Origin of the sequence: Ensifer sp. WSM1721, assembly GCF_000513895.2 — a bacterium.
Lineage (GTDB): Bacteria > Pseudomonadota > Alphaproteobacteria > Rhizobiales > Rhizobiaceae > Sinorhizobium.
On sequence record NZ_CP165782.1, the window covers coordinates 381,471 to 405,495 of the forward strand.

Below are 24,025 nucleotides of genomic sequence, written 5' to 3' on the forward strand. Positions count from 1 at the left end.
GGGGCTCTCGCGCTTCACTGAATCCTTTGTCGGTTTTCTTTCATTGATCTCCACGGCTTTTCCGGGGGTGTTTTCGTGCGCACTATTCTTGATGCAGACGTGCTGGCGCTGAAGGGCGCGACCGAAGCGAGTTTTGTTCTCGGCAAGGGTCTCACGTCATTTGCCAACTTCACCCGCGTGGGTGTCTCGACGCTCTCGAAGTACGCATCGGGAAGCGAAGAATTTCGCGACAACGTGATCCCCGTCGATATCGCCGTTGAGGCCGACCGGCGCGCGGGCTCTCCCATCATCATCGGAGAGGCTGCGCGGCAGCTCGGTTACGGGCTATCGCCGCTCGTCGGCCAGGCCGAAGGTCGGCCGGTGACCGAGGCGGCGGCCCTCAGGGTGCTGCACGAGGCCAACGATGTCTCCCGCGCCATCGTCGAGGCGATCGCCGACGGCAAGGTCGACGCGCTCGACCGGAAGAAGATCGCACAGGAGACGCGCGAGGCAATTCGCGCGCTGCAGGAAGTGCTCGCCGGGCTGGAGGGCGCGGAGTGAGCACGCTTTCCCGACAGGTCCTCGTCGAGCGAGTGCTGATGCTCTGGTTTCAGGAACGTCGCGACACGCACTCGATCGCCGCTGAAGTCGGCATCGACGAAGACGAGGTCTGCAAGATCATCGAACAATCGGAAGGAAGAAGGCCGTGAGGGCAGTCCAGGCATTGCAGTTTCCTGACGTGCAGCCAGCCGAGATCGTCTCGGCGCCGCCGGAGGTGCGGATGGTTCCGCCGTCCGAGCTTTGGGTGGATGAGTCTTACCAGCGCGGTCTCTCCGACCGATCGATGCGCCTGATACGCAAGATCGTCAGCGAATGGGACTGGACGGCATTCAAGCCGCCCGTGGTCGTCGAGGTCGATGGCAAGCTGCAAGTGATCGACGGGCAACACACGGCGATCGGCGCCGTTACGCATGGCGCGATCGAGCAGCTTCCCGTGCTCGTCGTCAAGGCAGACCGGCAGGAGCTGCGCGCCAACGCCTTCGTGCGGCACAACCGCGATCGCATTCAGGTCACGCCGACGCAACTGCATACGGCGATGGTGGCGGCCGGCGACGAGGATGCGCTGACGATCGCGCAGGTTTGCGAGCGGGCAGGCGCCACGATCTTGAAGAACGCGCCTCCGTTAGCGCGATTCAAGGCAGGCGAGACGATGGCGATCAGCACGATCGCCGCGCTCGTTAACCGCCGCCATGCGGCTGGCGCGCGCAAGGTGCTCGAAGTCTGCGTCAAAGGGGGGGCAGCCCCGGTATCCGCCGCCATGATCAGGGCCGTCGAGCACCTGCTCTTCGCCAAGGAATACGCCGGAGAAATAGAGCCGGAGCGCATTTCGCTGCTGATCTCCTCGCGGCTTTCAACTCTGGAAACGGAAGCGCAACGCTTCGCCACGGAGCGAAAAATGCCTCTCTGGCGGGCGCTCGCCTCGGTGATCTACATGAACCGGCGAAAGGCGCGCTGATGGACAGGATCATCATGGACCTGCAGCGCGAAGTCGCCATTCTGCGTGAGCGTGTTCGCCAGCTGGAAGAGGTGCTGGCGCCGAGCACTGTCCCGATCCCGCTCGAATTCAGGCTGACGAGCAGCGAGGCTCGCGTGTTCGCGCATCTCGCCAGCCGCGACATTGCGACCAAGCAGTCCGTCATGCTCGCGCTCTACAGCGATCGGCATGACGTCGAGCCGGAGCCCAAGATCGTCGATGTCTTCGTCTGCAAGATGCGGAAGAAGCTGGCGCGCTACGGCGTCACGATCGAGACCGTGTGGGGGCAGGGCTACCGACTGCTGAACCGGCACGAGTACTGCACGGGGAGGGCGGCGTGATGCTCGACGGCCGCACAACCACCCAATCCCGCATCCTGGCGGAGATCGAGGCTCATGGCAGCTACCGTTGCCGGAAACCGAGCGAGCTGACGGCGGCGCGCCATCTGAACGCCAAGGGGCTGATCCGCCGCGACCGGAAGGACGGGTATCTCTGGCATCATCCGGCGAGGCTCGCTGCAGCTGAAGGTGGGGTGAGATGAGCGAATTCGACCCCATGGCGGTGCGCGGCAAAGCGGCAGCCGCCGACGACGATACGCCGCCGCCTTCCTCCTCTGCGACCGGTCGGCCCGGGCACCAAGTTTCCTCCAACCAGGTGGCGCGCGACCAGCTGCGCGCCTTCGTCGAGCGCGTCGAGCGGCTGGAGGAGGAGAAGAAGCAGGTCGCCGACGACATCAAGCTTGTCTACGGCGAGGCGAAGGCCATGGGCTTCGATTCCAAGGCGCTGCGCGCGATCGTCCGCATCCGCAAGAAAGACTTCAGCGAGTTCGAGAACGAACAGGCGGTGCTCGACTCCTATCTGGCGGCCCTCGGCATGATCCCGGGAGGCTTCGATGAGTGAGTCTGAATTCTCAGCAAAGATCGGCAACAATGATTTGCCGGTGGCGTTGCGGATCAGCCAGATCCACGTCGGGCACCGGCTTCGCGTTGTCGATCAGGCTAAGGTTGACGCTCTCAAGGCTTCGATCGAGGAACTTGGCCTGCGCACGCCGATCTCCGTCGTCGGGTCCACGCTCGCGGCCAGCACGCCCTTGCAGATGGTGACGCTCGCCGCCGGCGCGCACCGTCTCGAGGCGATGAAGCAGCTCGGCCGCGAACATATCGCTGCGATCATCCGCAACGAGGACGATCTCGACGCCGAGCTTTGGGAGATCGACGAGAACCTTTGCCGCGCGGAACTGACGCCGGCGGACCGGGCGCTCTTCGTGTTTCGCAGGAAAGAAATCTACCTGCTCAAGCATCCGGACACGGCGCACGGGGCAGTCGGCAACGGACGCGAGAAGAGTCGCCAAGTTGGCGACTCTACCGACGAGCCAAAGCGCTTCACTGCGGCGACGGCAGAGGCGACCGGGCAATCCGAGCGGGCCATCCAGCGCGACGCCGAGCGCGGCGAGAAGATCTCCGCGAAGGCGCTGCGCATGCTCCGCGGCACGCGCCATGACAAGGGCGTCGTGCTCGACCGGCTGAAAAGCCTTCGCGACGAAGAGCAGGAAGTCTATGTCCGGGCGCTGTTCGAGGCGGACAAGGCCAAGGAAGCGGAAGCGCACGAGATCCGCTCGGACAAGATGGCGACGAAGCGAGCCGTCCGCATCGGCATCATCAACGCGATCGCCGAGCACGGCCAGCGGGTGGCCGGCGAAATGCCGCGCGCCGCCTATGCCGTCGGCTATGCCGATCCGCCGTGGGAGCAGGAAGCCTGGAGCGACGAGACCGGGCAGGACAAGGGCCTGATGTACCCGCCGATGCCGCTCGAGGAAATCAAGGCGCTTTGTGCCGGCGAGAAAAGCCCGTTCACGCGCGACGCGATCCTCTTCCTGTGGGTGACGACGAACCGTCTCGACGACGGGATCTCGGTTCTGAAATCCTGGGGCTTCGAGTTTGTCTCGGCGATCACCTGGGACAAGCAGCATATCGGCATGGGGCGCTGGGTGCGCGACCGCACCGAGCACCTGCTGATCGGCAAGCGCGGCGACTTTCCCGGCCTCATCATGGGCACGCAGCCGGAAAGCCTCTACTCAGAGGCCAAGGGCGGGCATAGCCGCAAGCCGGTGTGGTTTGCCGAGCAGATCGACCGGCTGTTTCCGGAGATGCGGAAGCTGGAGCTTTTCCAGCGGCGGGAAAGCCTCGGCGAGGGCGATATCCGGCTGAACGGGCTTTGGGATTTCTGGGGGTTCGAGGCTGGCGGTGACGATGCGGAGCCATCTGCAGAGGCGCCTGTAGAGCAACCTGCAGAGCCGGCCGCGGTTGCGCAAGGTGGTGATCCATTGGCAGAGGCCATTATTGCGGCCGGGCTCGCGCCAAGCGCCTATATTCTGAACCTCAATCGAGGTTTGACGAACCCTGCGACCCTCGACCTTCCGTCGAGACTGTTTCGATTCCCTGTCGAGTTCATGGCTGCCGATCGAAGCGGCGGCGAAAGCCGCCTTCTGCTGCGTCATCCTCTGCTTTGGCAGATTCTTCAGGTTTCCGATTTTCTTGCCGAGATCGAACAGAAAATCGGCGTTCGGCCGACATGGGAGCCGCTCGACGAGTTCGGTCGCGACTTCGGAGAGCAGTGGCGGTGGTACCACTCCGTCGACCTTTGCAACGACCAGCACTGGCAAGGATTGCTCAAGACCCAGCGATTTACCGACCGCGACAAGATTTTTACCGCCGTGCAACTCGGGCTCGAAAGCAAAAGTTTGTCGGTGAAGAACGCGCGATCGGTGATGGCGGAACTGGAGAGCATCGAGCCTGCAAGATCTGCAAGCGTCGAGCTGATGCTCGGCAACGTGCTGATGCCCTACCGACACGACAAGGGCAAGCTCATCTCGCCGAACATATCGGAGCGTAATGAAATCGGCGCGTGGCTCGTCATCCACGGGCTTGAAGATGGTTTCTTCAATTACGCCGGTAGTTACCTGTCGGTGACGGCCGATGGCATGGCGCGTCGCGAAAAAGTGGAGAATGTTCCCGCGCCTACGACGGAAGAGTCGGCGCCGCAGGCGGAGCCGGCATCGAAGCTGCCGCCCGGACCCGGCAAGAAGGCGCCTGTGGAGTTCCATGTCGGCGGCATGCGCAAGGGCAGCTTCGCGCGCTTCGCCGTGCATCTGAACGATGACGGCACGCACTCGATCTCGGCCGCCTACGACATCAAGGACTATGCCGGCGGCACGAGCGAGCGGATCGGCAATCTCTCGACATTTGCCGGGGCGTTGCGGATGGGACTTGCCGAGCTGGCCGGGCGCCTGCGGCCGATCCTGAAGGACGAGTCGGCGGCCTGCACATCGGCGCACCGGGCGTGCGCGCGGGCCGGGCTAAAATGGATCGAGGCGCGCTTCGAGGAATGGGGCCTTGGCGCCGTCGCCCCGGAAAGCGAGGCGGCATGACGGCGATGCTTCCGATCATCGAAGAGCTGGCCGACGCGCCGGACCATGCGGCGCGGGGGCGGTGGCTGCTCGAAACGCCGCTGACTGTTCTGATCCGCGATCAGGTGGCGATTACCCGGCTGCTCTCCGCGGCCGGTTTTCATGAAGGCCTTGCCTATCTCGCAGCCGAGATCGCGGCGCTCTCGGCGGTGCGCGGGCCTGATGGTTTGGCTGCTTTCACAGTTCGAATGATGCGGGAGCATGCCCGCATCGGAATTCAGGTCATTGCGCGCGGGGGCGCGGGAGAGGGGCAACATGCTGCAATTGGCTGACAGGCGCCGGTCGCGCTCGGCCGCGGTGATGAGCGGCAAGATGGATGAGCGGCAGGCGATCGCCGCCCTCATCCTATGGAAATCCGGTCACTTCGACACGCTCGACATTGCTGATGTGCTCGGCTGCGGCGAGGACGCCGTATGCCGCACGCTGCAGGCGGCGCGGCATGTGGAAAGGGGGAAGGCGTGAGCATCGCCATCATGTCACAGCTCTTCAGGGCGCATCTCGGCTCGACCGGGCGCAAGATGCTGGCCCTGCGCCTAGCGGACTTCGCAGACGACGACGGCAAGGGCATCTGGCCGACGGTCAGGAAGCTTTCTCAGGAGACGGAGCTTTCCGAGCGCACCGTCCAGCGCATCCTCGCCGAGTTCGTCGACGAGGGGCTCCTGCTCGTGGTGAAGAAGGGCGGCAGCAAGCCAGGTGAGGCGACGCGATACGATTTCAACATGGCGGCGATCGCGCGCCTGCCGTCCGCAAAATCGGTAGCCGACGGGTGTCATGGTGTCACCCATGACACAGTGTCACCCGTGACACCGGCGACAGAGACGGGTGACACTGACGACGCCGACGGGTGTCACGGTGTCACCCAAACCGTAATAGAACCACCAATAGAACCATCAGAGAGAGAGGGTGCGCGCGAAGGCGATTTGAAGGATCAGGACGATCCGGCAAAGTTCGTCCAGCGGGTGAAGGCTCTCGAAATGGGCAGGGCGAACAATCCGTGGCCCGGTGCGATCGCCTCGTCGACGGCATGGGCGCTGCAGCAGTTCGAGAAGCTGACGCCGGAGGAGCGGCGTTTGGCTGAGGAACGGCGGGATGCCTACCTCGCCGAATGCAAGGCGCAGAAGGTCAAGAACGTCGCGCTGGGCGTCTACCTGCGGGACAAGAAATTCCTCGATGTGGTGCCTTCCGCCGTGAAGGCGCAGGCGGCCGGCGCGAAGATTCCGGTTGCTCCCTTCGGTCCAGTTTGGGCCGGCATGAGGGCGCTGGCGCTGCTCGATGGGCCGGAGCCTGTCGAGGTGCCGCTCGATGTTCGCGATCGCGTCAGGCAGACGTTTGAGGTCATGCGCCGAAGCAGCGAGGCGAGGGCGCTGGCCTACCTGCACGGCAAAGGGATCGGGCTCGCCGACGGCGACCAGCTGATCTTCCCGGATGACTTCGACCAGGCGGAGCTGCGTCGCCGCGTCGTGGAGGACGGTTATCCGCGGGCAAAGGAGCTGCACCAGCAGGCGAAGGGCCGCGAGCGCGGCGTAGCCGAGGCGCGCTTCGAAGTGCTTGCCGATCTCTGTGAGCCGGTGCCAGTCGGCTCCGATCTCTTCGAGTGCTGGCGAGACTATCACGAGGAGGAAGGCTGGCCGTTCGTGCCAGATCCCGGACAGATGCCGGTCGTCTATTTCCCGAAGGGCGGCCCGGAAGGACTTCACGATTTCGAAATCGCCGCACGCGCGGCACTGAGACAGGAGCGGAGAGATGACCATGCAGCGTAGGATCTTCACCGGTAGCCCGATTGCGCTGCAGGGCCGCGAGCGTTTCGAGGACCGGATGCGCCGAATCACAGAAAGAAGCTTGAGGGCTGCCTCCATGAAATTTACCGAAAAGAACCCCGAATCGGCTCGCTGGTACTGCCTGCTCGTGAAGCGGGGCCGAGAATTCGATGTGGAAAACTCTCTGAGGGAGGCAAACGTCGAGGCATTTATGCCGCGCGAGCGGGTCATCAAGGTCCGTCACGGACGGAAAATCGAGGGCGATATTCCCTATTTCCCGAGCTACATGCTGGTGAGATGCGTGCCGTCGCCCGAGGCTTTCCTCGGCCTTCGGCGGCACAAGAATGTGCTCGATATCGTCGGGGGAGCAACGGGCTATCACATCGTCAGAGACGAGAATGTTGCAATGTTTAAAAGGGTTTGCGAGGGGGCCGAGGTGCCGCGCATTGCGACGGACAAGACGTTCCAGCAAGGCGACAGTGCCGACATCGTGCTCGGTCCCTTCGCCGGCTTCATGTGCATCGTCACGGCAGTGAAGTGGTGCCGGCAGGCGAAGGCGAGCGTCCGCATCGACGTGCATGGGCGCCCGTTCGACATCGACAGCATGCCTCTTGCGTTTTTGAAAAAGCTGTGAGAGTCATTCTCCAACGGACGAACCGGATACCGTAACCCTCCGATCCCCTTGTCTCGATACAAGGGCAGAGCAGGCGAAGAGCCTCAGGGAACAACGCCCCGGTCCCGCACCCTGACAGCCTCGAAAGAGAGGCACCGACTCAGGGCCAGTGCGCAAGCTATGACCAGATGACAGGCGGCCGAGAGGTCGCCTTTTTTCGTTTAAGGTTATGGAGTTCCAGTTCCAGAGCAACATTGCCGAGTGGACGAAGAACCTGGAGGACATCTACCGGCGGCAGATACCGTTCGCGACGGCGCAAGCGCTGAACGACACGGTCGAGGATCTGCGCGAACACCATCGCATGATCCTGCCGGTCACCTTCGATCGGCCGACCCGCTACACGTTGAACAGCCTGCGCATCCTGAAGGCGAGCACGCGACGTGATCTGGTCGCCGGCATCTACTTCAAGGAAAGTAATCGCAGCGGCCAGCACTATCTCATGCCGCAGGTTGAAGGGGGCGGCAGGCCGCACAAGGCCTTCGAGCGGTGGCTTATTCAGCGTGGCATCATGGCATCGAACGAATACGCGGTGCCAGCCTCCGGCCTGAAGCTCGATGCCTATGGCAACGTCTCCGGTAGCGTGATCACCAGCATCTTGTCGCAGCTCTACGCTTCACCTGATGCGCATCAATGGGAGACGGCTCGATCGCGCAAGCGCGCCGGTCCAGCGCGCAATCGCTACTTCGTGCCGCAACCGGGCAGCTCGCTTCGGCGCGGCATCTGGCGGCGGAAGGGAAAGAAGACGATAGAGCCTGTCTTCGTCTTCGTTTCCTCGGTCGCATACCAGGCGCGGTATCCGTTCTTCGATATCAGCATGGAACGTGCACGCATCTATTTCCCGATGAACTTCGAACGGCGCTTGCTCGCCGGCATCGAAGACCAGCGGTCATATCGCATGAGCCAAGGCATGGCCGCCCCTGCTTCGAATTGGTCGATGTCGACCTGACCGGAAGGCGGAAACCCCGGCCGAGGCACATGCGACCCCTCGATCAGCCCATCACGGGTCCTTCCAGCGATTTAAGGCCCCGCGAGGTAGTTCGAACCCCGATTTGTTTGACTATTTGGTGCGGCCGATGGGCTGCTTTTTCCATTGTTGTTGTTGTGGTCCCCTGAATGACCGATGAAGGCAACGCACTGACCGAAAGTCAGGTGCTCGACCTCGTGGCGCGCTATCCGCTGCCAGAGGGCGTGGTCGATTGCGTCATGACGCGGGAAGAGCTTGCTGAAGCGGTTGCTGTTTCGCTTCCGACCATCACCGAATGGATCGGCAAGGGGATGCCGGTCAAGGAAATGGGCGGGCAGGGCCGACCGTATCAGCTCGTGCTTTCGCACTGCTGGGCCTGGCGGCAGGCGTGGAAGGCGCAAGAGGACCTGCGGTCCGAGCAGGTGAAGCGGACGCAGGCGGCAATGCGCCTCGCGCTTGTCGGCGGCTCGGCCGGTGACAGCGAAATGGCGCTCGACCCGAAAACGCGGCGCGAGATACTTGCGGTGCAGATCGAGCAGGAGCGCTTCCAGCGCGAGCGCAACGAACTGCTGCGCCGGGGTGACGTCTCCGAAACCTTCGATACCCTGCTCGGCATCATTCGCGACACGATGGAGAGCGCCCCCGACCGAGTCGAGCGTCGGCAGGCGATTCCGCCAAAAGTCACCGACATGCTCGTCGAGATCTGCGACGAGATGCTCGCCGAGCTGCGCAGGCGGATCGAGGATTTCTGGGACAAGCGGCAGGTGCGCGACATTCGGCAGGCGCGGGATCTGTTCGATGCATAGCACTCCCGCCTGGTTGCGGTTTCTGCCGCCAGTGCCGCCGCCGAAGTTTGCTGATCCTGGTGATCTCATCATCGAGCGGCTCGGCACCTTGCGGCCGGCGCTCAGAATAGACGTTCCGACGTGGGCTGAAAGCAGCCGGCGTCTGTCGACAAAGGAGTATCAGGGTCTCTGGAGGAATGACTTTGCGCCGTACATGACCGAGCCATCGCGCATGGTGACGTCGCGGAAGTACAGGGCGGTCGTTTTTGCCGGCCCGGCGCGAACGTCGAAATCGGAAAGCCTTGTCCTGAATGGCATCGGTCACCGTATCGCCTGTGCGCCGGCCGATACCCTGGTGGTCTGCCAGACGAAGGACAGCGCCAAGGCATTCTCGGAGAAGAAGCTGGCGCCGATGCTCCGGGCGAACCGCGACCTTGCCGCCAAGCAATTGACGAGCCGGGGTGCGGACAACATTCACGAGAAGAAGTTCCAGGGGAACATGAACCTCGTGATCGGCTGGCCGGTCATCGGCTACTTCAGCCAGAACGAATACACCTTCGTCATCCTGACCGATCGCGATCGTATGCCCGACGATGTCGACGGCGAAGGTGATCCGATGACGCTGGCGAAAAAGCGGACGCAACAGGCCGGCTCGCTCGGCATGGTCATAGAGGAGAGTTCTCCGGGCCGAGTGATCGAGCAGGACGATTGGAAGCCGGGGACGCCGCATGAGGCGCCGCCGTGCTCGGGTATCCTGGGCGATTACAATCTCGGGACGCGTGGCGCGTTCTACTGGACTTGTCCTTCCTGCAATGAGCCGTTCCGGCCGGAATTCGATCGCTTGCAGTGGGAAACGAAGGCGACGCCCAGCGAGAGCGCGCAGACCGTCGAGATGGTTTGCCCGAACGGCTGCTGTATCCCGCAGTCGCACAAGTTCGAATGCAACCGGGCCGGCTTCTGGTTGCACGAGACCAGCGACGGCAAGGACGTGTGCGAGATCGATGATCCGAACGTTCGTGATGCCGAGATCGTGTCCTATCGGTGCGAGGGGCCGATCGCCGCGATGCAGAGTTGGGAACAGCTCGTTTCCACCTACCTCGAGGCAAAGGAGAAGTTCGACGCCACCGGCGACGATACCTCGCTGAAAGCGACGATCACCCTCGACCAGGGCAAGCCTTACCTGCCGCTCGTCAGGAGCATCGGCGAGTCGGTGTCGGAAGATACGCTGCGGGCGCTCGCCGAGCGCTATCCACTCCGGATCGTCCCGGCAGAGGCGCGGTTCCTGACGGTTCAGATCGACATCCAGGGCAACCGTTTCGTTGTCCATGTCGATGCCTGGGGCGAGGGGCTGGAGCGCTGGCTGATCGACCGCTTCGACATCGCGCAGCCGCCGGAGACGGCGCCCGGCGGCCAGCGCGACGAGAAGGGCAACGCCCGCCGCGCGATCGACCCGGCTCGGTATTTCGAGGATTGGGCCGATCTGCCGGCGTTGCTGCACAAGGCCTATCCGGTCGAGGGCAGCGAATTCTCGCTGATGCCGGTTGCGATGATCATTGACTCGGCCGGTCGGCCGGGCGTCACGCCGAACGCCTATCGCTTCCTGCGCAAGATGAAGCGCGAAGGCCTTGGGCAGCGCGTGTTCCTGGCGAAGGGCAGTTCCCGCCTCGATGATCGCGCCCGGCACGTCGAACCGGAAAAGGTGCTCCAGCAGAAGGGCCGCAAGATCAGCGATATCAAGCTGGTTTTCGTCGGAACCGACAAGCTGAAAGATGAGGTCATCCTGGCGGTCACCCGCAAGGAAGCGGGGCCGGGCAAGTATCATCTCAGCGAGCATCTGCCGGCGCAGGTCTTTGCGGAGATGACCGCCGAAGTCCGGACAGAAAAGGGCTGGGAGCGCCGGAAGAGCGGCGCTCCCAACGAAGCCTTCGACCTGTCGGTCTACGGAAAAGCGCTCGTCATCATCCTGAAGGGCGAGAAGATCGACTGGGGCAATCCGCATACCGTCCCGCATTGGGCGCGGCCAGCCAACGAGAATTCCTTCGCCGTGCGGCAGCAGCAGGGCGCGGCGCAGAAGTCCGAACTGATCCATCCCGCGCCGGTCCGCCGGCGCAGGGTCCTCTCACAGGGTATCCGCTAAATGGCCGGCATCACTCTCGACCAGGCACAAGCGCAGCTTGACCTGTGGCTTGCAGCCTCCGCCGCGGTGGCGAAAAAGCAGTCCTACTCGATCGCGGGGCGTTCGCTGACGCTCGCAGACGCGGCCGACATCCAGCGGAACATCGAATACTGGAATTCGATGGTGCAGAAGCTCACTGCCGCTGCGACCGGACGCGGCCGGCTTCGTTACGGAGTCGCCGAATGAAGCTGCCACCTCGCGCATCGATGACGCTGCTCGATCGCGCCATCGCGGTTTTCGACCCCGTGCGGGCGGTGCGTCGTCACCAGGCGCGGCAGGTGCTGGCGCTCGCGACCGGCGGCTACAAGGGCGGCAAGAAGAACCGTCGGCAGACTCAAAACTGGAATGCCGAAGACGGAAGCGCCAACGCCGATACCGTGCCGGATCTGCCGACGCTTCGTGCCCGCTCGCGCGACCTGCGCCGGAACGTGCCGATCGCCACCGGCGCGATCGCGACGCGCATCACCAATGTGATCGGCGAGGGGCTGAAGGTCTACCCGCAGATCGACCGCAAGGCGCTCGGTCTTTCGGTCAAGCAGGCCCGAGAATGGAACCGGAAGGCCAAGGCGGAATTCGAGCTTGCCGCCTGGACGGCCGATTTTACCGGCGTGCAGAGCTTCGGCGAGCTGCAGGCGCTCGTCTTCGGGGCGACGGACGAATCCGGCGACGTGCTCGCAATCCGCCGCTATCGCAAGGATGCCGGCGACACCTATGGCACGAAGCTGCAGATCGTCGAGGCGGATCGGCTATCCAATCCGAACTTCGGCATGGATACCGACACGCTCGTCGCCGGCGTCGAGACGAACGAAAGCGGCGTCGTGAAAGCCTATCACGTGAGCGATCGTCACCCGGGCGATCTGTTCCGCAAGGCGATGACCTGGCGCCGCGTGCCTGCTTACTACAACGATGGGCGGCCGATCGTGCTGCACCTCTTCAAGCGGCTTCGCCCGGACCAGGCGAGGGGCGTGCCTTATCTGGCTCCCGTCGTCGAGATCCTGAGGCAATTCGGCGAATACACCGATGCCGAGGTGCAGGCGGCCGTCATCTCGGCCTTCTTCACGGTTTTCGTGAAGGGGTCGCCGGACGGATCGACCGGCCCGCTTCCGACCTCGGATGCCGGATCGGCCTCGGGCGCCGAGGAAGTGAAACTCGGCGCCGGCGCGATCGTTAGCCTTGCCGATGGCGAGGATATCGCGATCGCCAATCCGAACCGGCCGAACCCGAATTTCGACGCCTTTGCAATGGCGCTGCTGCGGCAGATCGGGGTGGCGCTGGAGATCCCGTTCGAGCTGCTGATCAAGCACTTCACGGCCAGCTATTCAGCGAGCCGGGCCGCGCTGGAAATGGCGTGGCAGACGTTCCGGCGTGAACGCGCGTGGCTGGTCAAGAGCTTCTGCCAGCCCTTCTACGAATGGGTGATCGAAGAGGCGATCCTGATCGGTCGCCTGGAGGCGCCGGGCTTCTTCGACGATCCGGCGCGCCGTGGCGCCTGGCTGAAAACCGATTGGTACGGTCCGACAAAGGTCTCGCTCGATCCGAAGAAGGATGCCGAAGCCGATCGGCAGGACCTCGAGAACCGCACCAAGACGCGCCAGCAGATCATCATGGAGCGCACCGGCGGCGATCTGGAAAGCAAGTTTGAGCAGCTCGGCGTCGAGGAACGGCTGGCCGAAGAGAACCGCCTCTCGGCGCCGGCCGCAACCTCGGGCGTAGACGAGACGGCAAGCGAAGACGATGAGGAGAAAGAGGAATGAACACCGCCACGCTCTCGCTTATTCAAGGCTTTCTCCAGCAGATCGGTGGACGTGGGCCGCAGGGGCTCTCGCCTTGGGCGATCCGCGAAGACGCCATCGCAGCATCCTTGCAGACAGTCCGCGCTATTCGCTCGCCGCAGTCTATGGGAGAGGCTGCAACAAACGTCGTGTCGATCAACCGTCGCGGTTCCCCGATCGCCAACGGCAGCTTCGCCACGCGCGTCGGGAACGTGGCCATAGTCCCCGTCATTGGACCGCTCGTTTCCCGGTTCAGCTGGCAATATTGGTCCTACGACGAGATCGTGCGAGACCTTCGCCTCGTCGGTTCGATGCCTGACATCGAGGCGACGATTCTCGACATGGATACACCCGGCGGCATGGTCGACAACGTCGATTCCGTGCCGGCTGAAATCGCCCGTCTCAGGGAAAAGATGCCGGTCTATGCTCACGCGAATTTCTGCTGCAGCGCCGGCTATTGGATTGCCTCCGCGGCAGAAAAGATCGTCGCCAGCAAGACGGGCCTCGTTGGTTCGGTCGGGGCGTTGATCCGCTATGTCGAGATGGAAGGCATCCTGACGCGGCTCGGCGCCAACGTCGTCGAGATCATTGCCGAGCAAAGCCCGAACAAGCGGCTTTCCCGAGACAGCGATGAAGGCAAGGCAGAGCTGCAGGCGATCGCCGACGACGGCGCGGAGCTGTTCATTCAGGGAATCGTCGCCAATCGCGGCATCACACGAGACGCTGTTCTCGAAAAGTACGGGCAAGGCCTCGTCTTCACGGCCGGCGAAGCGCTGCGGCGCGGGCTGGTCGATGAAATCGCCTCCCTCGAAGATGTTCTGACGGAACTGGCGGGCCGTCGGGAGAGTACAAGCCTCGCGGCCTCCGCCACCGCGAAAGCCGGAACCGAAAAGGAATCCACCATGCTTACACTTGATCAACTGAAGGCGGAGCATCCGGATCTCGTTTCCGCCCTTCGCGCGGAGGGTGCCGCTGATGCGGCGCAGGCCGAGCGCGATCGGCTTCTCGGGATCGAAGAGCACGCGGCCGGTCTCGTCGGCCACGACGAGCTCGTCAAGAAACTGAAGGCAGACGGCAAGACGACGCCGGCCGAAGCGGCCGCGCAGATCCTTGCCGCGGAGAAGGTGAAGAACGCCGATCGGCTGAAGGGGCTCGAGCAGCTCGACCAGGCCGCCGCCGGCGTGAACAGCACGCTTTCGGGCGGCGCAGAAGGTGGCCCGCAGAAGTTTCCGCAGACGGCCGAAGGCTGGAAAGCCGAGTGGGAAGCGACGCCGAAGCTCCAGCAGGAGTTCCCGACCGCCGAGTCCTACGTCGCCACCATGAAGCGCAAGGCGGCCTGACCGGGCGCCCGTCCATCATTTCTGGGCCGCGTTGCGGGCCCTTTCCAGAACAAAGGACTTTGGACATGAAGACCGTGTTTTTCGCAGTCGGACTTGCGGTGCTGGCCGTTGCCTGCGCCACGCTCATCTATACGCCGGACGTGGCGACGCACCTGGCGGTGATTTCTCCCGCCGACGGCATTGGCTTCGCGATGGCGACGCTTGCCGCGAACAAGCAGCGCGACTACCAGCTCGGCGACAAGGAAGAATATCCTGTCGTTGCGGCCGACATCATCTATCAGGGTGCCGCCGTCGGCGAGAATGGTTCTGGTTACGCCCGTCCGCTCGTCGCCGCCGATCCTTTCCTCGGATTCGCGGAAGCCATTGCCGACAACTCCGTCGGCGCGGCTGGCGCCGTCACCGTAAACGTCAAAAAAAGCGGCAACATCGTCCTGCCGATCTCCGGCATTGCCGTTACCGCTAACGACCGTCCGGCCGTTTATGCCAGTGACGACGACACCTTCACGCTCACAGCGACGGGCAACAGCCTGATCGGCTACGTCTCGCGCTGGGTCTCGACTGGCGTTGCCGTCGTTGAGTTCGACGCGGCGCTCTGCAAGGCCGCACTGCAGGCCTGATTTCTTCTTCTGAAAACCTGACCGCATTTCATCGACGGGGCACGCCCCCGGTTTCGAAAGGACACTTCGATGCTTCCACAGCAGTTTGACAAAATCACCACACGGGGCGTGCGCGGTCTTATCCTCGCTCGTCTCGATACCGGCCCGATTGCCTGGGTCGGTTCCGTCGCGATGCGCATGCAGTCCGACCAGGCGGTCGAGACCTACGCCTGGCTCGGGAATGCGCCGGCGCTGCGCGAATTCATCGGCGGTCGCACGCCAGCGGAGTTGAAGGAAAACGGTTTCCAGATCTCCAACAAGGACTATGAAGGCTCAATCACCATCAAGTCCAAGGATATGCGCCGCGACAAGCTGGGCATGATCACCATCCGAGTCAACCAGCTCGCCGATCGCGCGCTCGATCATCCGGCAAAGCTATTGTCGACGCTGATCATGAACGGCGAGTCGACGCTGTGCTACGATGGCCAGTATTTCTTCGATACCGACCACTCGGACGGCGCCAGCGGCACGCTTTCGAACGACATCGAGCACGACGTGACGACGACCACGGCGCCGACTGCCGACGAGTTCGCTGAGGCGATCCTGAAGGCCATCCAGCAGATGTACGGCTTCAAGGATGATCGCGGCGAGCCGATCAATCAGTCGGCGACGGAATTCACCGTCATGGTGCCGACCGTCTTCATGGGCGTGGCGCTGAAGGCCGTCACCGCCATCCTCGGCACGGGCGGGGCGAGTGCGACCCTGCCGGCGCTCGACAAGTATTTCAAGATCACCGTCGTTCCCAATCCGCGGCTCACCTGGACCACGAAGTTTGCCGTGTTCCGCACCGACGAGGCGGCAAAGCCCTTCATCCTGCAGGAGGAGACAATTCCGGATGTCATCGCCCTTGGCGAAGGCAGCGAGTACGAGCAGCTCAACAAGGAGCAACTGTACGGCATCGATTGGACCGGCAACGTCGGCTACGCCTGGTGGCAGCACGCCTGCCTCGTGACCTTCATCTGATCCTGATCAGGTGTTGCCGCCCGGCCTGTGCTGGCCGGGCGGTGGGATCTCCACCAAGACAAGGAAACATGGTCATGAAGTACACGGTAACCGGGCGCGTATGCGCCTTCGGGGAGGGTCAGAAGCTCAAGCTTTCGTCTGACCAGATCGACGCCCGCCGACATGCGCTCGAAGTCGTCGACGAGAAGAGCGGCAAGGTCATCACGAAATCGGAAGTGCAGTTCAAATCCGGCGAGACGATCGATCTCGACCAGGCCGAAGACGATCTGCCGTCGAGCCTGGCGGCCGTGTTGACGGCGGGTGCCGCTTCCAAGGGAAAGCCAGGGAAGGGGAGGTCAGCGAAGAAAGCCGATGTGGAACCGGATCTCGACGCGCTGGAAGCTGAGCTCGAGGCGGCGGAAAAGGAATTCGATGCTGCTTTGGTGAAGCATGGCATCAGCGTCTTCGATGAAGTGTCAGACGAGCAAAAGGCGCTCGTCACAGACGAAATGGAGCGCCTCGCGAAGGCAAAGGCTGCATTCGACGCTGCGGTTGGTGAATAATCGTGGCGATCGAAACGGATGAGGATCGGCTGATCTTCGTCGATCCGGATGACTTCGGAGCGCTTGCCGTCTGGACCTCGGCGAGCGGCGCGAAGCCGGCGGTCTCCTGCATCTTCGACGATACTTTCATCGCTTTGTCGGCCGGAGACCTCGACCTGGCGCAAGAGGGCGGCCGGGTCCAGATCACCCTGCGATCGAGTGACGTGCCCGGCGATGCGGCGCACGAGGACGCAATCGAGATCACCGGCGACGTTCTCGGCACCAAGACATTCACGGTGCTTGAATTCCAGCCGGACGGCACGGGAATGACCGTTGTTCGCCTGCAGGAGGCCTGATCTTGGCTCACATTCGATCCGCCATCCGCACCTACGTCGGCGACATGATCAAGGGCAGCGGCCTTGTTGGCGCGCGTGTCCATGTCGCCCGGGCGCGCCCTTTGGGCCGCAACGAACTGACATCAGCCTTCGTCTACACCGCCGCCGAGCAGTCCGAAGATCTCGATACGGATGGAACGCAGGGCCGGCGCATTCGGATCAAGATTGACGCCGTGACGAAGGGAGAGGAGGCGGGGCGGCAGGACGATCTCGACGGCTTCGCCCTCTATGTCGAGCAGAAATTCGCGGACGATCCCCATCTCGGTGGCCTGGCGAGCGCGACCGAGTATCGATCGACCGACTTCGGCGCCAATGCCGATGGCGAAAAGGTGCTTCAGGTGATGTCGATCACCTACGAAATCACCGCCCTCACTCTCAACTCCGATCCTGAAACCACCCTCTAGAGGAGGCTCCGATGGCAGTCCATCATGGCAAGAACGGCAAGGTAAAGCTCGGCAGCAATGCCGTCGCGGCCGTCCAGAAATTCTCCGTCAACCAGAACGTCGAGGCCGCTGATACGACGGTGATGGGCGACACCTGGCAGACGCATCTGACCGGCATTCCCGGCTGGTCCGGTTCGGTCGAATGCCTTTACGATCCTGCCGACACCAACGGCCAGGTGGCGCTCGAAATAGGCGACTCTGTCACAGTCGGCCTCTATACCGACGGTGATGCGACCGGGAAGAAGTACCTGACCGGCACGGCGTCGGTGACCAGCATTCCGATCGAGACCGACATGAAAGGCGCGGTCAAAATCAGCTTCAACTTCCAGGGCAACGGCGCCCTGACCGTCTCGACGGTGGCCTGATGAGCAGCGTCATTTCGAGTGCCAAGGCGCACTTCTCCGGACAGAGGTTGCGCCACCACAACGTTCCGGAGTGGGGCTCCGCCGGAAAGCCTCTGAAGGTCCACTTCGGGCCTCTGACGGTCGCACAGCGTCGCAGGATCTGGCGTGACGAAAGCGGCGCCACCGTCGACGGCAATGTCGCCGTGGTGCGGGCGGTGTTGTTCAATGCACTCGACGCAAGCGGAAAGCGCCTTTTCGACGACATGGACGAGCACGCGCTGATGCATGAAGTCGACAGCGATGTCGTTTCCCGCATCGGTGCCTTGATCCTCGGCTTTGCCAAGGGCCAGCCGGTTTCGGCCGAACAGCAGATCGACGACGCAAAAAACGACTGAGCGGCGATGTGGAGCTGATGCTGATGTATTCGCTCGCCGCAAAACTGAACAAGACGCTCTCCGAAATCGAGGCGATGACGGTCGACGAGTTCGTCGGCTGGATCGCCTATTTCGAAGTCACCAAGCCGGCATAGCCGCCGGCGCTTTCCCCTCGAAGCGAAGGAACGATCATGGCCGGGCAGATGTCCGATCTGATGTTCAATATCGTCGCGCAGGACCGAACCCGCGCGGCGTTCAACGCGGCCAACAGCAATGCCGATGCCTTCGCCAAGAAGGGGGCTGCCGCGGCGCGCGACGCGTCCAAGGGGCTCGACATGGCCCGGGGCAGTGTTGCGAATCTGGCGGCGCAGTTCAGCGACATCGGCGTGCAACTCTCCGGCGGCCAGAGTCCGCTGTTGATTGCGCTCCAGCAGGGCTCGCAGATCAGCCAGGTGCTGGGGCCGCTGGGCGCTGCTGGTGCCGCGCAAGCGCTCGGCTCTGCCTTCATGTCGATGCTGTCGCCGGTCAACCTGTTGACGATCGGAGTGATCGCACTTGGCGGTGCAGCGTTTACGTACCTGACCGATCTCGTTTCGGGGAGCGAGAACGCCGAGGAGACCCTCGAGCGCCAGCGCGACTTGATCGAGCAGGTCGTCAGCCGCTGGGGCGACGCCGTTCCGGCCTTGCAGGAATATGTTGCTGCGCTCGATCAGGCGGATCGGATATCGCAGATCGTCGACGCCAACAATGCGGCGGCCAGCAATCAGTGGACGGGGCTGCGCAGCCAGGCAGCGGAACTGAACATAGAGTTCGCGGACCTGCTTTCATTGCTTCAAGCGGCAGGTGCCGAAACCGACAGCATCTCCGCGCTCCAGTCCGCCTTCAACGATCTTTCTGACGGGATCTCCGATGGCACGGCGACCGCTGAGGACGCGGAAGCCGTGCAGTCGGCCCTGTTCGCGCTGTTTCAGCAAACGGGCATTCCGGCCGTCGACGCGCTGATGGGACGCTTTGCCGGTCTGGCCGCGCAGATCGCCAACGCCAGCAATGCGGCGGCGAAGTTCAACCTGACCGGCGCCTACCCGAGCCGGGGCGCCTATGGCAACGTGGAGCGGAGCGCCGACGGCCGCATCCAGGGCAGCGGCGCTGATCTGCTGCCGAACGGCGAAATCCCCGTGCCGGAGTCGCGCGGGACGCCGGAGCTTTCGGGATTTCCTTTCGAGAGCATCGGCGGCCGGCGCAGCCGCCGTGGTGGCGGAGGGGGTGGCAAGAGCGACGAAGAGCGCCAGGCGGAGAATATCCAGAAGATCGTCCAATCGCTCGAGGACGAACAGGCAGCGCTTGGAAAATCGAAAACCGAGCAGCGGATCATGCAGGCGCTGCGGCGTGCTGATGTCGACGCGACCTCCGTGCAGGGGCAGCAGATCGCCAACCTGATCACGCAGATCGAGGCCGAAAAGGAATCGCTTAAAGCCGCTTCCGATGCCGCCGATTTCATGCGCGACGCATTGAAGGACAGCTTTTCCGAGTTGATACCGGAAATCGAAACCGGCAATCGAGCGCTGGACAGCTTCATCAACAAACTGATCCAGGCGAGCGCCGAAGCGATGTTCTTCGGCTCTGGGCCGCTGGCGAGCTTCTTTGGCGGAAGTGGCGGAGGCTTCCTCTCCGGTCTCTTCGGCGGCGGGCGTGCCGTTGGTGGCGGTGTTGACCCTTGGCGCGACTATCTCGTCGGCGAAAATGGTCCGGAGATTGTCCGGATCGGCAGCCGTGGCGGCCGTGTGGGTGAGGCGAGCGTGGGTGAAGGTGGCGGCTACACTTATGCGCCGAAGTACAATATCGACGCGCGCGGGGCCGATCAGGCGGCGATTGCGCGGCTGGAGCGGGGGCTGGCGGAGCGCGACCGGACCGAGGCGAAGCGCTGGGCCGGTTATGAGCATACGCGCACGACGCGGAACACGAGGGCCTGATGGGACGGTTGATTTCGATGCCGAACGGGCTCTGGCCGCGTTCGATGCAGCCGCTTTCCGGCCCCCGTGCCGTCGGCGGGGCAGCGAACACGTCAATCGGCAATTTCATGCAGACGGTCTCTTCGCCCTTCGGCGGCTGGCGGTGGCAGTTCGTGTTCCCGGTTTCGAAGAATGCGAAGTTCCGGCGCTATCGCGGCTGGGTGACGGCGCTGCATGGGGGCGCCAATGCGACGCGCGTGCCGTTCGGCGATCCAGACATGATGACGCTCCTCGAGGCGGGGATGACGGTGACCACGGCACAGGAGCGGTTCGGGCTGCCGTGGAGCAATGGCGAGCCGTGGAGCAACGGGCAGAACTGGAAGGTGACGGCGCCGAACGTGCCGGTGGCCGCAGCCGCGACGCGCGATGCCACGATCATCCGGCTCGCGGATGCGTTCTGGGGCTATCGGCTGCAGATGGGTGATTACCTCGGTTTCTTCCCGCTTCACTTCGGGCTCTACACGATCACGCAGGAGCTCGGCGACGGCGAATATCGGATCTGGCCGCCGCTGCGCAAGGCGCTCACGATCGGGGACTTTGCGACGCTGTATCCGACCATGGCGATGCGACTCGAAAACGAGGATGCGGCGAGTGCTGCGCGTGGCGTAGGCTATGCCGAAGAGGCGACCGTGACGCTGGTCGAAGTTTTCGATTACGACGTGCGGGATTATTTCGCGGACTGATCATGGCAAACCTGTTTTCAGCCGACGACATGGCGTTCCTGCGCCGGCCGCACATTGCGCGGGCTTGGTTTGCGGATCTCGATCTCCCTTCCGGCCGCTGGCGGCTGCACAATGGCGTCGGGCGCAAGACCGTCGGTGGTTTCGAGTGGCGCGGGGTTTCTGATCCCGCCGGCGGGCAGCTCGTGTCGATCAGCGCCGTCGAGGATCCGCGTTTCGGGCAGGCGGCGAAGATCGACATCGTAATTGCGGGGGTCAATCTCGACTTCGTGCGGTCCGTCAAGGATCAGGGGCGCCAGATCGAAGGGCGGCTTGCGGATGTCTACTGGTGTGCCTTCGACCAGGAGACGCAGGAGGTCTGGTCGTCGGGACTGAAGAAGCTCTTTCCTGGCTATCTCTCCTCGCCGAAGATCCGCTGGAGCGGCATTGGTGTGCGCACGGTCTCCTTCACCATCGAGAGCCTCTGGCACTCGCAGAACTTCCCTTTCGGCGGCAAGTGGACGCCGGCGGACCAGCAGGCGCGCTATCCCGGCGACAAGGGGCTCGAATTCGTCGGGGTGAAGGTGCAGGAGATCATCCGTGCGGACTGATTTGATCGAGCCGCTGCGGACCTTCGTCGAGGAGGCGCAGGAGAGCGAAAGCGTCTGGGGCGTTTCCGATTGCACCAGGTGGGCGGCGGATTGGGTAGAGCAGGTGCATGGCCGCTCGCTCGAGCTGCCGCGCTGGTCGAGCCGCGAGGAGGCTCATCAGCTGATCGCGGCGGCGGGATCGCTGGAGGCGCTGTGGTCGCGTTCGCTGGCTGATTTCCGCCTGTTCGAGACCGGGCGCCCGCAGCTCGGCGACGTCGGTGTCATCGACACAGGCCGCTATGGGCAGGTCGGCGGCCTCTTTCTTCATGGGGAATATTTCGCGTGGCGCGCCGAGACGGGCGTCGCCTTCCTGGTTCCCCGGATCATCGTCAAGGCCTGGTCGGTGCTATGAAATCCGTCAGATTGCTGTTTGCCAGCGGCGCTTCCTACGTCGCGATGACGGCGCATGCGCACGCGGACCCGGTGTCGCTGATCGCGACGGCCATTCACGGCTTTCTGCTGTCGAGCACGGCGGTTGCCGCCACGGCCGCCGGCACGATCGCCACCTTCGCCGCGAATGCGATCGTCGCCGGCGCGATCGCCGGGCTATCGCTCGTCGGCGCCGGCCAGCGGCCGACAGGCACTGTGAAGGCGGCGGACGCAAAGAACACCTTCGAGAGTGGCGAAAGCTCGGTGATCGAGGGGCTCGGCCGCGTGCGCGTCGGCGGCCTCAAGGCTTTTGGCAATACGGACGGTTCGACGCGCTGGAGGCTTGTCTGCCGGCTGCAGGGGCCGATCGACGCCGTCGAGGCATATTTCGTTGGCGGCCGCGAAGTGACGGTCGATCCCGACGGCACGGTTTCCTCGCCGCCCTGGTCCCGCGCCGGTGGCTCCTGGATGAAGTGGGAGGACAAGAAAGGCGACGGGACGGAAACGGCTTGGCCGGCGCTGATGAGCGCTTTTCCGGCGCTCTGGACCAGCGCGCACCGCGTGCGCGGCATAGCGCAGTCGTTGGTGACCTTCTTCAATCCGGGGCTCACCTCGTCGAAGTATCTCTCGCTCTACCAGGGCGGCGTGCCGGACACCGAACAGGTTAAGCGCGCCTCGCTGATCTATGATCCGCGCGATGAGGACCAGGACCCCGACGACAAGACCACCTGGAGGTGGAACGAAAACGGCATTCTTGGTGCGGCACATGTGCTTCGCCGAGATCCGGCATTCACATCCGATCGCTTTGACTGGCCGCTGATCACCACGCAGGCGGTGAAGGCTGATGTGTCGGTTGCAACAAAGACGGGCACGGAAAAGCGGGCGCGGTGCTGGGGCATGTGGGCCTGGGAGGGTGCGCGCAAGGAAACGATGGAGGACATCCTTCGCTCGATCGGCGCCGAGATCCGGCTGACGGCGCAAGGCAAGATCTGGTTCGAACTGATCGACGACGATCCGACTCCGGAAATCTCGTTTGAACCAAGCGATGTTGTCGATCTCGAATGGATGTCCGGTCCGGAGGCTGTCGAGCGGCCGAACATCTGCCGCATCAAATACTATTCGCCGGAGCGCAATTACGAGCTGGCCGACATCGACATGACGGGCATCGCCTGGGCGCGCATCGACGATGAGGTGACGCGCTACGGCCCGAAATATTTCGATGTCGAGCTGCCCTTCTGCCCCTCGGCGAGCCAGGCGCAGCGGATCGCGCGGCGTCTTTTCCTGCAGGCGAGGGCGGACACAGGCGTCGCAGTGACCAACATGGTCGGGCTCGCCGCCTGGGGGCTTTATTACGGCGAAGTGGAGCTGCCGGATCTCGGAGATGTGGAAAGGGTGCGGCTCTCGCCGCCGCGCGTCGACGATAGCCGCGGGACGGTGGAAATTCCATTCTCCGTTTGGCCGTCTCTGTCCGCGTGGAACCCTGCGACCGACGAAGCGGACGCGCCTGAGTCTCTGCCGGACATGCAGTATGAAAGTGACCTGCCGACGCCGAACGCGCCGGTTGGCGCCGTGCAGGTGACCTATCCGGGCGGAGCGAAGGAATTCCGCATCGGCTACAGCCTGCCGGCCGTGAGCTACAACACGATCGAGGCGACCTACCGGATCTATAGCGGTGGGTTACCGGGTTCCTGGAGCGGCATGACGGAAGCGGCGACGGTTGCCTATGTCGCAGCCGACCTGCTTGGCGCCGAGATCGACGCCCGCGTGCGCATCTTCAGGGGCGACGACGGAAGCTATTTCTCTCCGCTGCTCCACACCGTCGTCGGCATCGACAACTCGCCCTGCGGTGCGCCGTCGGTCGTTTCTGGCGGGGCGGAGAGCGGGCTTCCGACTGCAACGCTCGATGTGGACGTGACGATCGCGGAGATCCGCGGCGCTGCGGTTAAGCTGGAGCGGCGGCGCGAACTATCCGGCGGGGGCGGATGGACGGCCTGGACGACGATAGGCCAGCAGAACGCCCGCCCAAACCAGAACCTGCACTTCGCCGACAGCTACACGAACGCCAATCCCACCGGAATTGCCGTTGAGTGGCGCTTCACCACCCTGACCAGCGACGGAACACCGGGGGCGGCCCTGATCCTCTCGGCCGTCGCACAGGGCTCATAGCCGCTCGCCTTATAACAACCGGAGAATTTG

Annotated in this window: 29 protein-coding genes; all 29 read left to right on the top strand. The window is 63.5% G+C overall.

Going from position 1 to position 24,025, the window contains the following annotated elements; genetic code table 11:
* The first annotated feature begins 75 nt into the window (after positions 1-75).
* The 29 genes from M728_RS01795 to M728_RS01935 all read left to right on the top strand — a co-directional run bounded on the left by M728_RS01795 (position 76) and on the right by M728_RS01935 (position 23,995).
* On the top strand, positions 76-540 hold the full coding sequence (locus M728_RS01795; protein ID WP_026618322.1) for a phage regulatory CII family protein: 465 nt from the start codon (positions 76-78) through the stop codon (positions 538-540).
* Positions 537-689 (top strand): hypothetical protein, encoded by a 153-nt coding sequence (locus M728_RS01800; RefSeq protein ID WP_198023355.1) that lies wholly within the window; start codon positions 537-539, stop codon positions 687-689. The genes M728_RS01795 and M728_RS01800 overlap by 4 nt, the downstream gene beginning before the upstream one ends.
* Complete coding sequence (locus M728_RS01805; RefSeq protein WP_245269645.1) at positions 686-1,495, top strand: DUF6551 family protein; 810 nt, start codon at positions 686-688, stop codon at positions 1,493-1,495. The genes M728_RS01800 and M728_RS01805 overlap by 4 nt, the downstream gene beginning before the upstream one ends.
* Entirely contained in the window at positions 1,495-1,854 is a 360-nt protein-coding gene (locus M728_RS01810; protein ID WP_026618324.1) for a helix-turn-helix domain-containing protein, read from the top strand. The genes M728_RS01805 and M728_RS01810 overlap by 1 nt, the downstream gene beginning before the upstream one ends.
* On the top strand, positions 1,854-2,054 hold the full coding sequence (locus M728_RS01815; RefSeq protein WP_026618325.1) for a hypothetical protein: 201 nt from the start codon (positions 1,854-1,856) through the stop codon (positions 2,052-2,054). Before M728_RS01810 ends, M728_RS01815 begins: the two co-directional genes overlap by 1 nt.
* 113 nt (positions 2,055-2,167) lie before the next feature.
* Entirely contained in the window at positions 2,168-2,413 is a 246-nt protein-coding gene (locus M728_RS01820) for a GapR family DNA-binding domain-containing protein (protein ID WP_026618326.1), read from the top strand.
* Positions 2,406-4,940: an MT-A70 family methyltransferase gene (locus tag M728_RS01825; RefSeq protein ID WP_084044204.1), complete on the top strand. Its 2,535-nt coding sequence runs from the start codon at positions 2,406-2,408 to the stop codon at positions 4,938-4,940. The genes M728_RS01820 and M728_RS01825 overlap by 8 nt, the downstream gene beginning before the upstream one ends.
* Positions 4,937-5,251, top strand: coding sequence for a hypothetical protein (locus tag M728_RS01830; protein WP_026618327.1), 315 nt, complete (start codon positions 4,937-4,939; stop codon positions 5,249-5,251). The genes M728_RS01825 and M728_RS01830 overlap by 4 nt, the downstream gene beginning before the upstream one ends.
* Complete coding sequence (locus M728_RS01835; protein WP_026618328.1) at positions 5,235-5,441, top strand: hypothetical protein; 207 nt, start codon at positions 5,235-5,237, stop codon at positions 5,439-5,441. Before M728_RS01830 ends, M728_RS01835 begins: the two co-directional genes overlap by 17 nt.
* Positions 5,438-6,739, top strand: coding sequence for a helix-turn-helix domain-containing protein (locus tag M728_RS01840; protein WP_026618329.1), 1,302 nt, complete (start codon positions 5,438-5,440; stop codon positions 6,737-6,739). Before M728_RS01835 ends, M728_RS01840 begins: the two co-directional genes overlap by 4 nt.
* Positions 6,723-7,370, top strand: coding sequence for a transcription termination/antitermination protein NusG (locus M728_RS01845; RefSeq protein WP_026618330.1), 648 nt, complete (start codon positions 6,723-6,725; stop codon positions 7,368-7,370). The genes M728_RS01840 and M728_RS01845 overlap by 17 nt, the downstream gene beginning before the upstream one ends.
* 208 nt (positions 7,371-7,578) lie before the next feature.
* Positions 7,579-8,355: a hypothetical protein gene (locus M728_RS01850; RefSeq protein WP_051440791.1), complete on the top strand. Its 777-nt coding sequence runs from the start codon at positions 7,579-7,581 to the stop codon at positions 8,353-8,355.
* A gap of 167 nt (positions 8,356-8,522) precedes the next feature.
* A complete protein-coding gene (locus tag M728_RS01855; RefSeq protein ID WP_026618331.1) occupies positions 8,523-9,179 on the top strand; it encodes a terminase small subunit in 657 nt (218 codons plus the stop codon).
* Positions 9,172-11,295 carry a terminase gpA endonuclease subunit gene (locus M728_RS01860; RefSeq protein WP_084044208.1) on the top strand — a complete coding sequence of 708 codons (2,124 nt, stop codon included), beginning with the start codon at positions 9,172-9,174 and terminating at the stop codon, positions 11,293-11,295. Before M728_RS01855 ends, M728_RS01860 begins: the two co-directional genes overlap by 8 nt.
* On the top strand, positions 11,296-11,520 hold the full coding sequence (locus M728_RS01865; RefSeq protein ID WP_026618332.1) for a DUF6148 family protein: 225 nt from the start codon (positions 11,296-11,298) through the stop codon (positions 11,518-11,520).
* Positions 11,517-13,088 carry a phage portal protein gene (locus M728_RS01870; RefSeq protein ID WP_051440793.1) on the top strand — a complete coding sequence of 524 codons (1,572 nt, stop codon included), beginning with the start codon at positions 11,517-11,519 and terminating at the stop codon, positions 13,086-13,088. The genes M728_RS01865 and M728_RS01870 overlap by 4 nt, the downstream gene beginning before the upstream one ends.
* Entirely contained in the window at positions 13,085-14,446 is a 1,362-nt protein-coding gene (locus M728_RS01875) for a S49 family peptidase (RefSeq protein WP_026618333.1), read from the top strand. Before M728_RS01870 ends, M728_RS01875 begins: the two co-directional genes overlap by 4 nt.
* 65 nt (positions 14,447-14,511) lie before the next feature.
* Positions 14,512-15,063 (top strand): hypothetical protein, encoded by a 552-nt coding sequence (locus tag M728_RS01880; protein ID WP_198023356.1) that lies wholly within the window; start codon positions 14,512-14,514, stop codon positions 15,061-15,063.
* Positions 15,064-15,132: 69 nt separating this feature from the next.
* Complete coding sequence (locus M728_RS01885; protein WP_026618335.1) at positions 15,133-16,065, top strand: Mu-like prophage major head subunit gpT family protein; 933 nt, start codon at positions 15,133-15,135, stop codon at positions 16,063-16,065.
* Positions 16,066-16,139: 74 nt separating this feature from the next.
* Complete coding sequence (locus tag M728_RS01890) at positions 16,140-16,607, top strand: hypothetical protein (RefSeq protein WP_026618336.1); 468 nt, start codon at positions 16,140-16,142, stop codon at positions 16,605-16,607.
* Positions 16,608-16,609: 2 nt separating this feature from the next.
* Positions 16,610-16,942 (top strand): hypothetical protein, encoded by a 333-nt coding sequence (locus tag M728_RS01895; RefSeq protein WP_026618337.1) that lies wholly within the window; start codon positions 16,610-16,612, stop codon positions 16,940-16,942.
* A gap of 2 nt (positions 16,943-16,944) precedes the next feature.
* Positions 16,945-17,385, top strand: coding sequence for a hypothetical protein (locus M728_RS01900; protein WP_026618338.1), 441 nt, complete (start codon positions 16,945-16,947; stop codon positions 17,383-17,385).
* Positions 17,386-17,396: 11 nt separating this feature from the next.
* A complete protein-coding gene (locus tag M728_RS01905; protein WP_026618339.1) occupies positions 17,397-17,789 on the top strand; it encodes a phage tail tube protein in 393 nt (130 codons plus the stop codon).
* Entirely contained in the window at positions 17,789-18,163 is a 375-nt protein-coding gene (locus tag M728_RS01910) for a hypothetical protein (protein WP_026618340.1), read from the top strand. The genes M728_RS01905 and M728_RS01910 overlap by 1 nt, the downstream gene beginning before the upstream one ends.
* A 170-nt stretch (positions 18,164-18,333) precedes the next feature.
* A complete protein-coding gene (locus tag M728_RS01915; RefSeq protein WP_026618341.1) occupies positions 18,334-20,112 on the top strand; it encodes a phage tail length tape measure family protein in 1,779 nt (592 codons plus the stop codon).
* Positions 20,112-20,834 (top strand): hypothetical protein, encoded by a 723-nt coding sequence (locus M728_RS01920; RefSeq protein ID WP_026618342.1) that lies wholly within the window; start codon positions 20,112-20,114, stop codon positions 20,832-20,834. Before M728_RS01915 ends, M728_RS01920 begins: the two co-directional genes overlap by 1 nt.
* A 2-nt stretch (positions 20,835-20,836) precedes the next feature.
* A complete protein-coding gene (locus M728_RS01925; RefSeq protein ID WP_026618343.1) occupies positions 20,837-21,421 on the top strand; it encodes a hypothetical protein in 585 nt (194 codons plus the stop codon).
* Complete coding sequence (locus tag M728_RS01930; protein ID WP_026618344.1) at positions 21,411-21,812, top strand: hypothetical protein; 402 nt, start codon at positions 21,411-21,413, stop codon at positions 21,810-21,812. The genes M728_RS01925 and M728_RS01930 overlap by 11 nt, the downstream gene beginning before the upstream one ends.
* Entirely contained in the window at positions 21,809-23,995 is a 2,187-nt protein-coding gene (locus tag M728_RS01935) for a phage tail protein (protein WP_026618345.1), read from the top strand. The genes M728_RS01930 and M728_RS01935 overlap by 4 nt, the downstream gene beginning before the upstream one ends.
* Positions 23,996-24,025: the final 30 nt, after the last annotated feature.

Coding starts and splice junctions, on each gene's coding strand:
- M728_RS01825 (WP_084044204.1), top strand. CDS start 2,406: ATGAGTGAGTCTGAATTCTCAGCAAAGATCGGCAACAATGATTTGCCG.
- M728_RS01925 (WP_026618343.1), top strand. CDS start 20,837: ATGGCAAACCTGTTTTCAGCCGACGACATGGCGTTCCTGCGCCGGCCG.
- M728_RS01835 (WP_026618328.1), top strand. CDS start 5,235: ATGCTGCAATTGGCTGACAGGCGCCGGTCGCGCTCGGCCGCGGTGATG.
- M728_RS01830 (WP_026618327.1), top strand. CDS start 4,937: ATGACGGCGATGCTTCCGATCATCGAAGAGCTGGCCGACGCGCCGGAC.
- M728_RS01910 (WP_026618340.1), top strand. CDS start 17,789: ATGAGCAGCGTCATTTCGAGTGCCAAGGCGCACTTCTCCGGACAGAGG.
- M728_RS01920 (WP_026618342.1), top strand. CDS start 20,112: ATGGGACGGTTGATTTCGATGCCGAACGGGCTCTGGCCGCGTTCGATG.
- M728_RS01845 (WP_026618330.1), top strand. CDS start 6,723: ATGACCATGCAGCGTAGGATCTTCACCGGTAGCCCGATTGCGCTGCAG.
- M728_RS01905 (WP_026618339.1), top strand. CDS start 17,397: ATGGCAGTCCATCATGGCAAGAACGGCAAGGTAAAGCTCGGCAGCAAT.
- M728_RS01870 (WP_051440793.1), top strand. CDS start 11,517: ATGAAGCTGCCACCTCGCGCATCGATGACGCTGCTCGATCGCGCCATC.
- M728_RS01880 (WP_198023356.1), top strand. CDS start 14,512: ATGAAGACCGTGTTTTTCGCAGTCGGACTTGCGGTGCTGGCCGTTGCC.
- M728_RS01850 (WP_051440791.1), top strand. CDS start 7,579: ATGGAGTTCCAGTTCCAGAGCAACATTGCCGAGTGGACGAAGAACCTG.
- M728_RS01815 (WP_026618325.1), top strand. CDS start 1,854: ATGCTCGACGGCCGCACAACCACCCAATCCCGCATCCTGGCGGAGATC.
- M728_RS01890 (WP_026618336.1), top strand. CDS start 16,140: ATGAAGTACACGGTAACCGGGCGCGTATGCGCCTTCGGGGAGGGTCAG.
- M728_RS01875 (WP_026618333.1), top strand. CDS start 13,085: ATGAACACCGCCACGCTCTCGCTTATTCAAGGCTTTCTCCAGCAGATC.
- M728_RS01935 (WP_026618345.1), top strand. CDS start 21,809: ATGAAATCCGTCAGATTGCTGTTTGCCAGCGGCGCTTCCTACGTCGCG.
- M728_RS01855 (WP_026618331.1), top strand. CDS start 8,523: ATGACCGATGAAGGCAACGCACTGACCGAAAGTCAGGTGCTCGACCTC.
- M728_RS01885 (WP_026618335.1), top strand. CDS start 15,133: ATGCTTCCACAGCAGTTTGACAAAATCACCACACGGGGCGTGCGCGGT.
- M728_RS01915 (WP_026618341.1), top strand. CDS start 18,334: ATGGCCGGGCAGATGTCCGATCTGATGTTCAATATCGTCGCGCAGGAC.
- M728_RS01860 (WP_084044208.1), top strand. CDS start 9,172: ATGCATAGCACTCCCGCCTGGTTGCGGTTTCTGCCGCCAGTGCCGCCG.
- M728_RS01865 (WP_026618332.1), top strand. CDS start 11,296: ATGGCCGGCATCACTCTCGACCAGGCACAAGCGCAGCTTGACCTGTGG.
- M728_RS01810 (WP_026618324.1), top strand. CDS start 1,495: ATGGACAGGATCATCATGGACCTGCAGCGCGAAGTCGCCATTCTGCGT.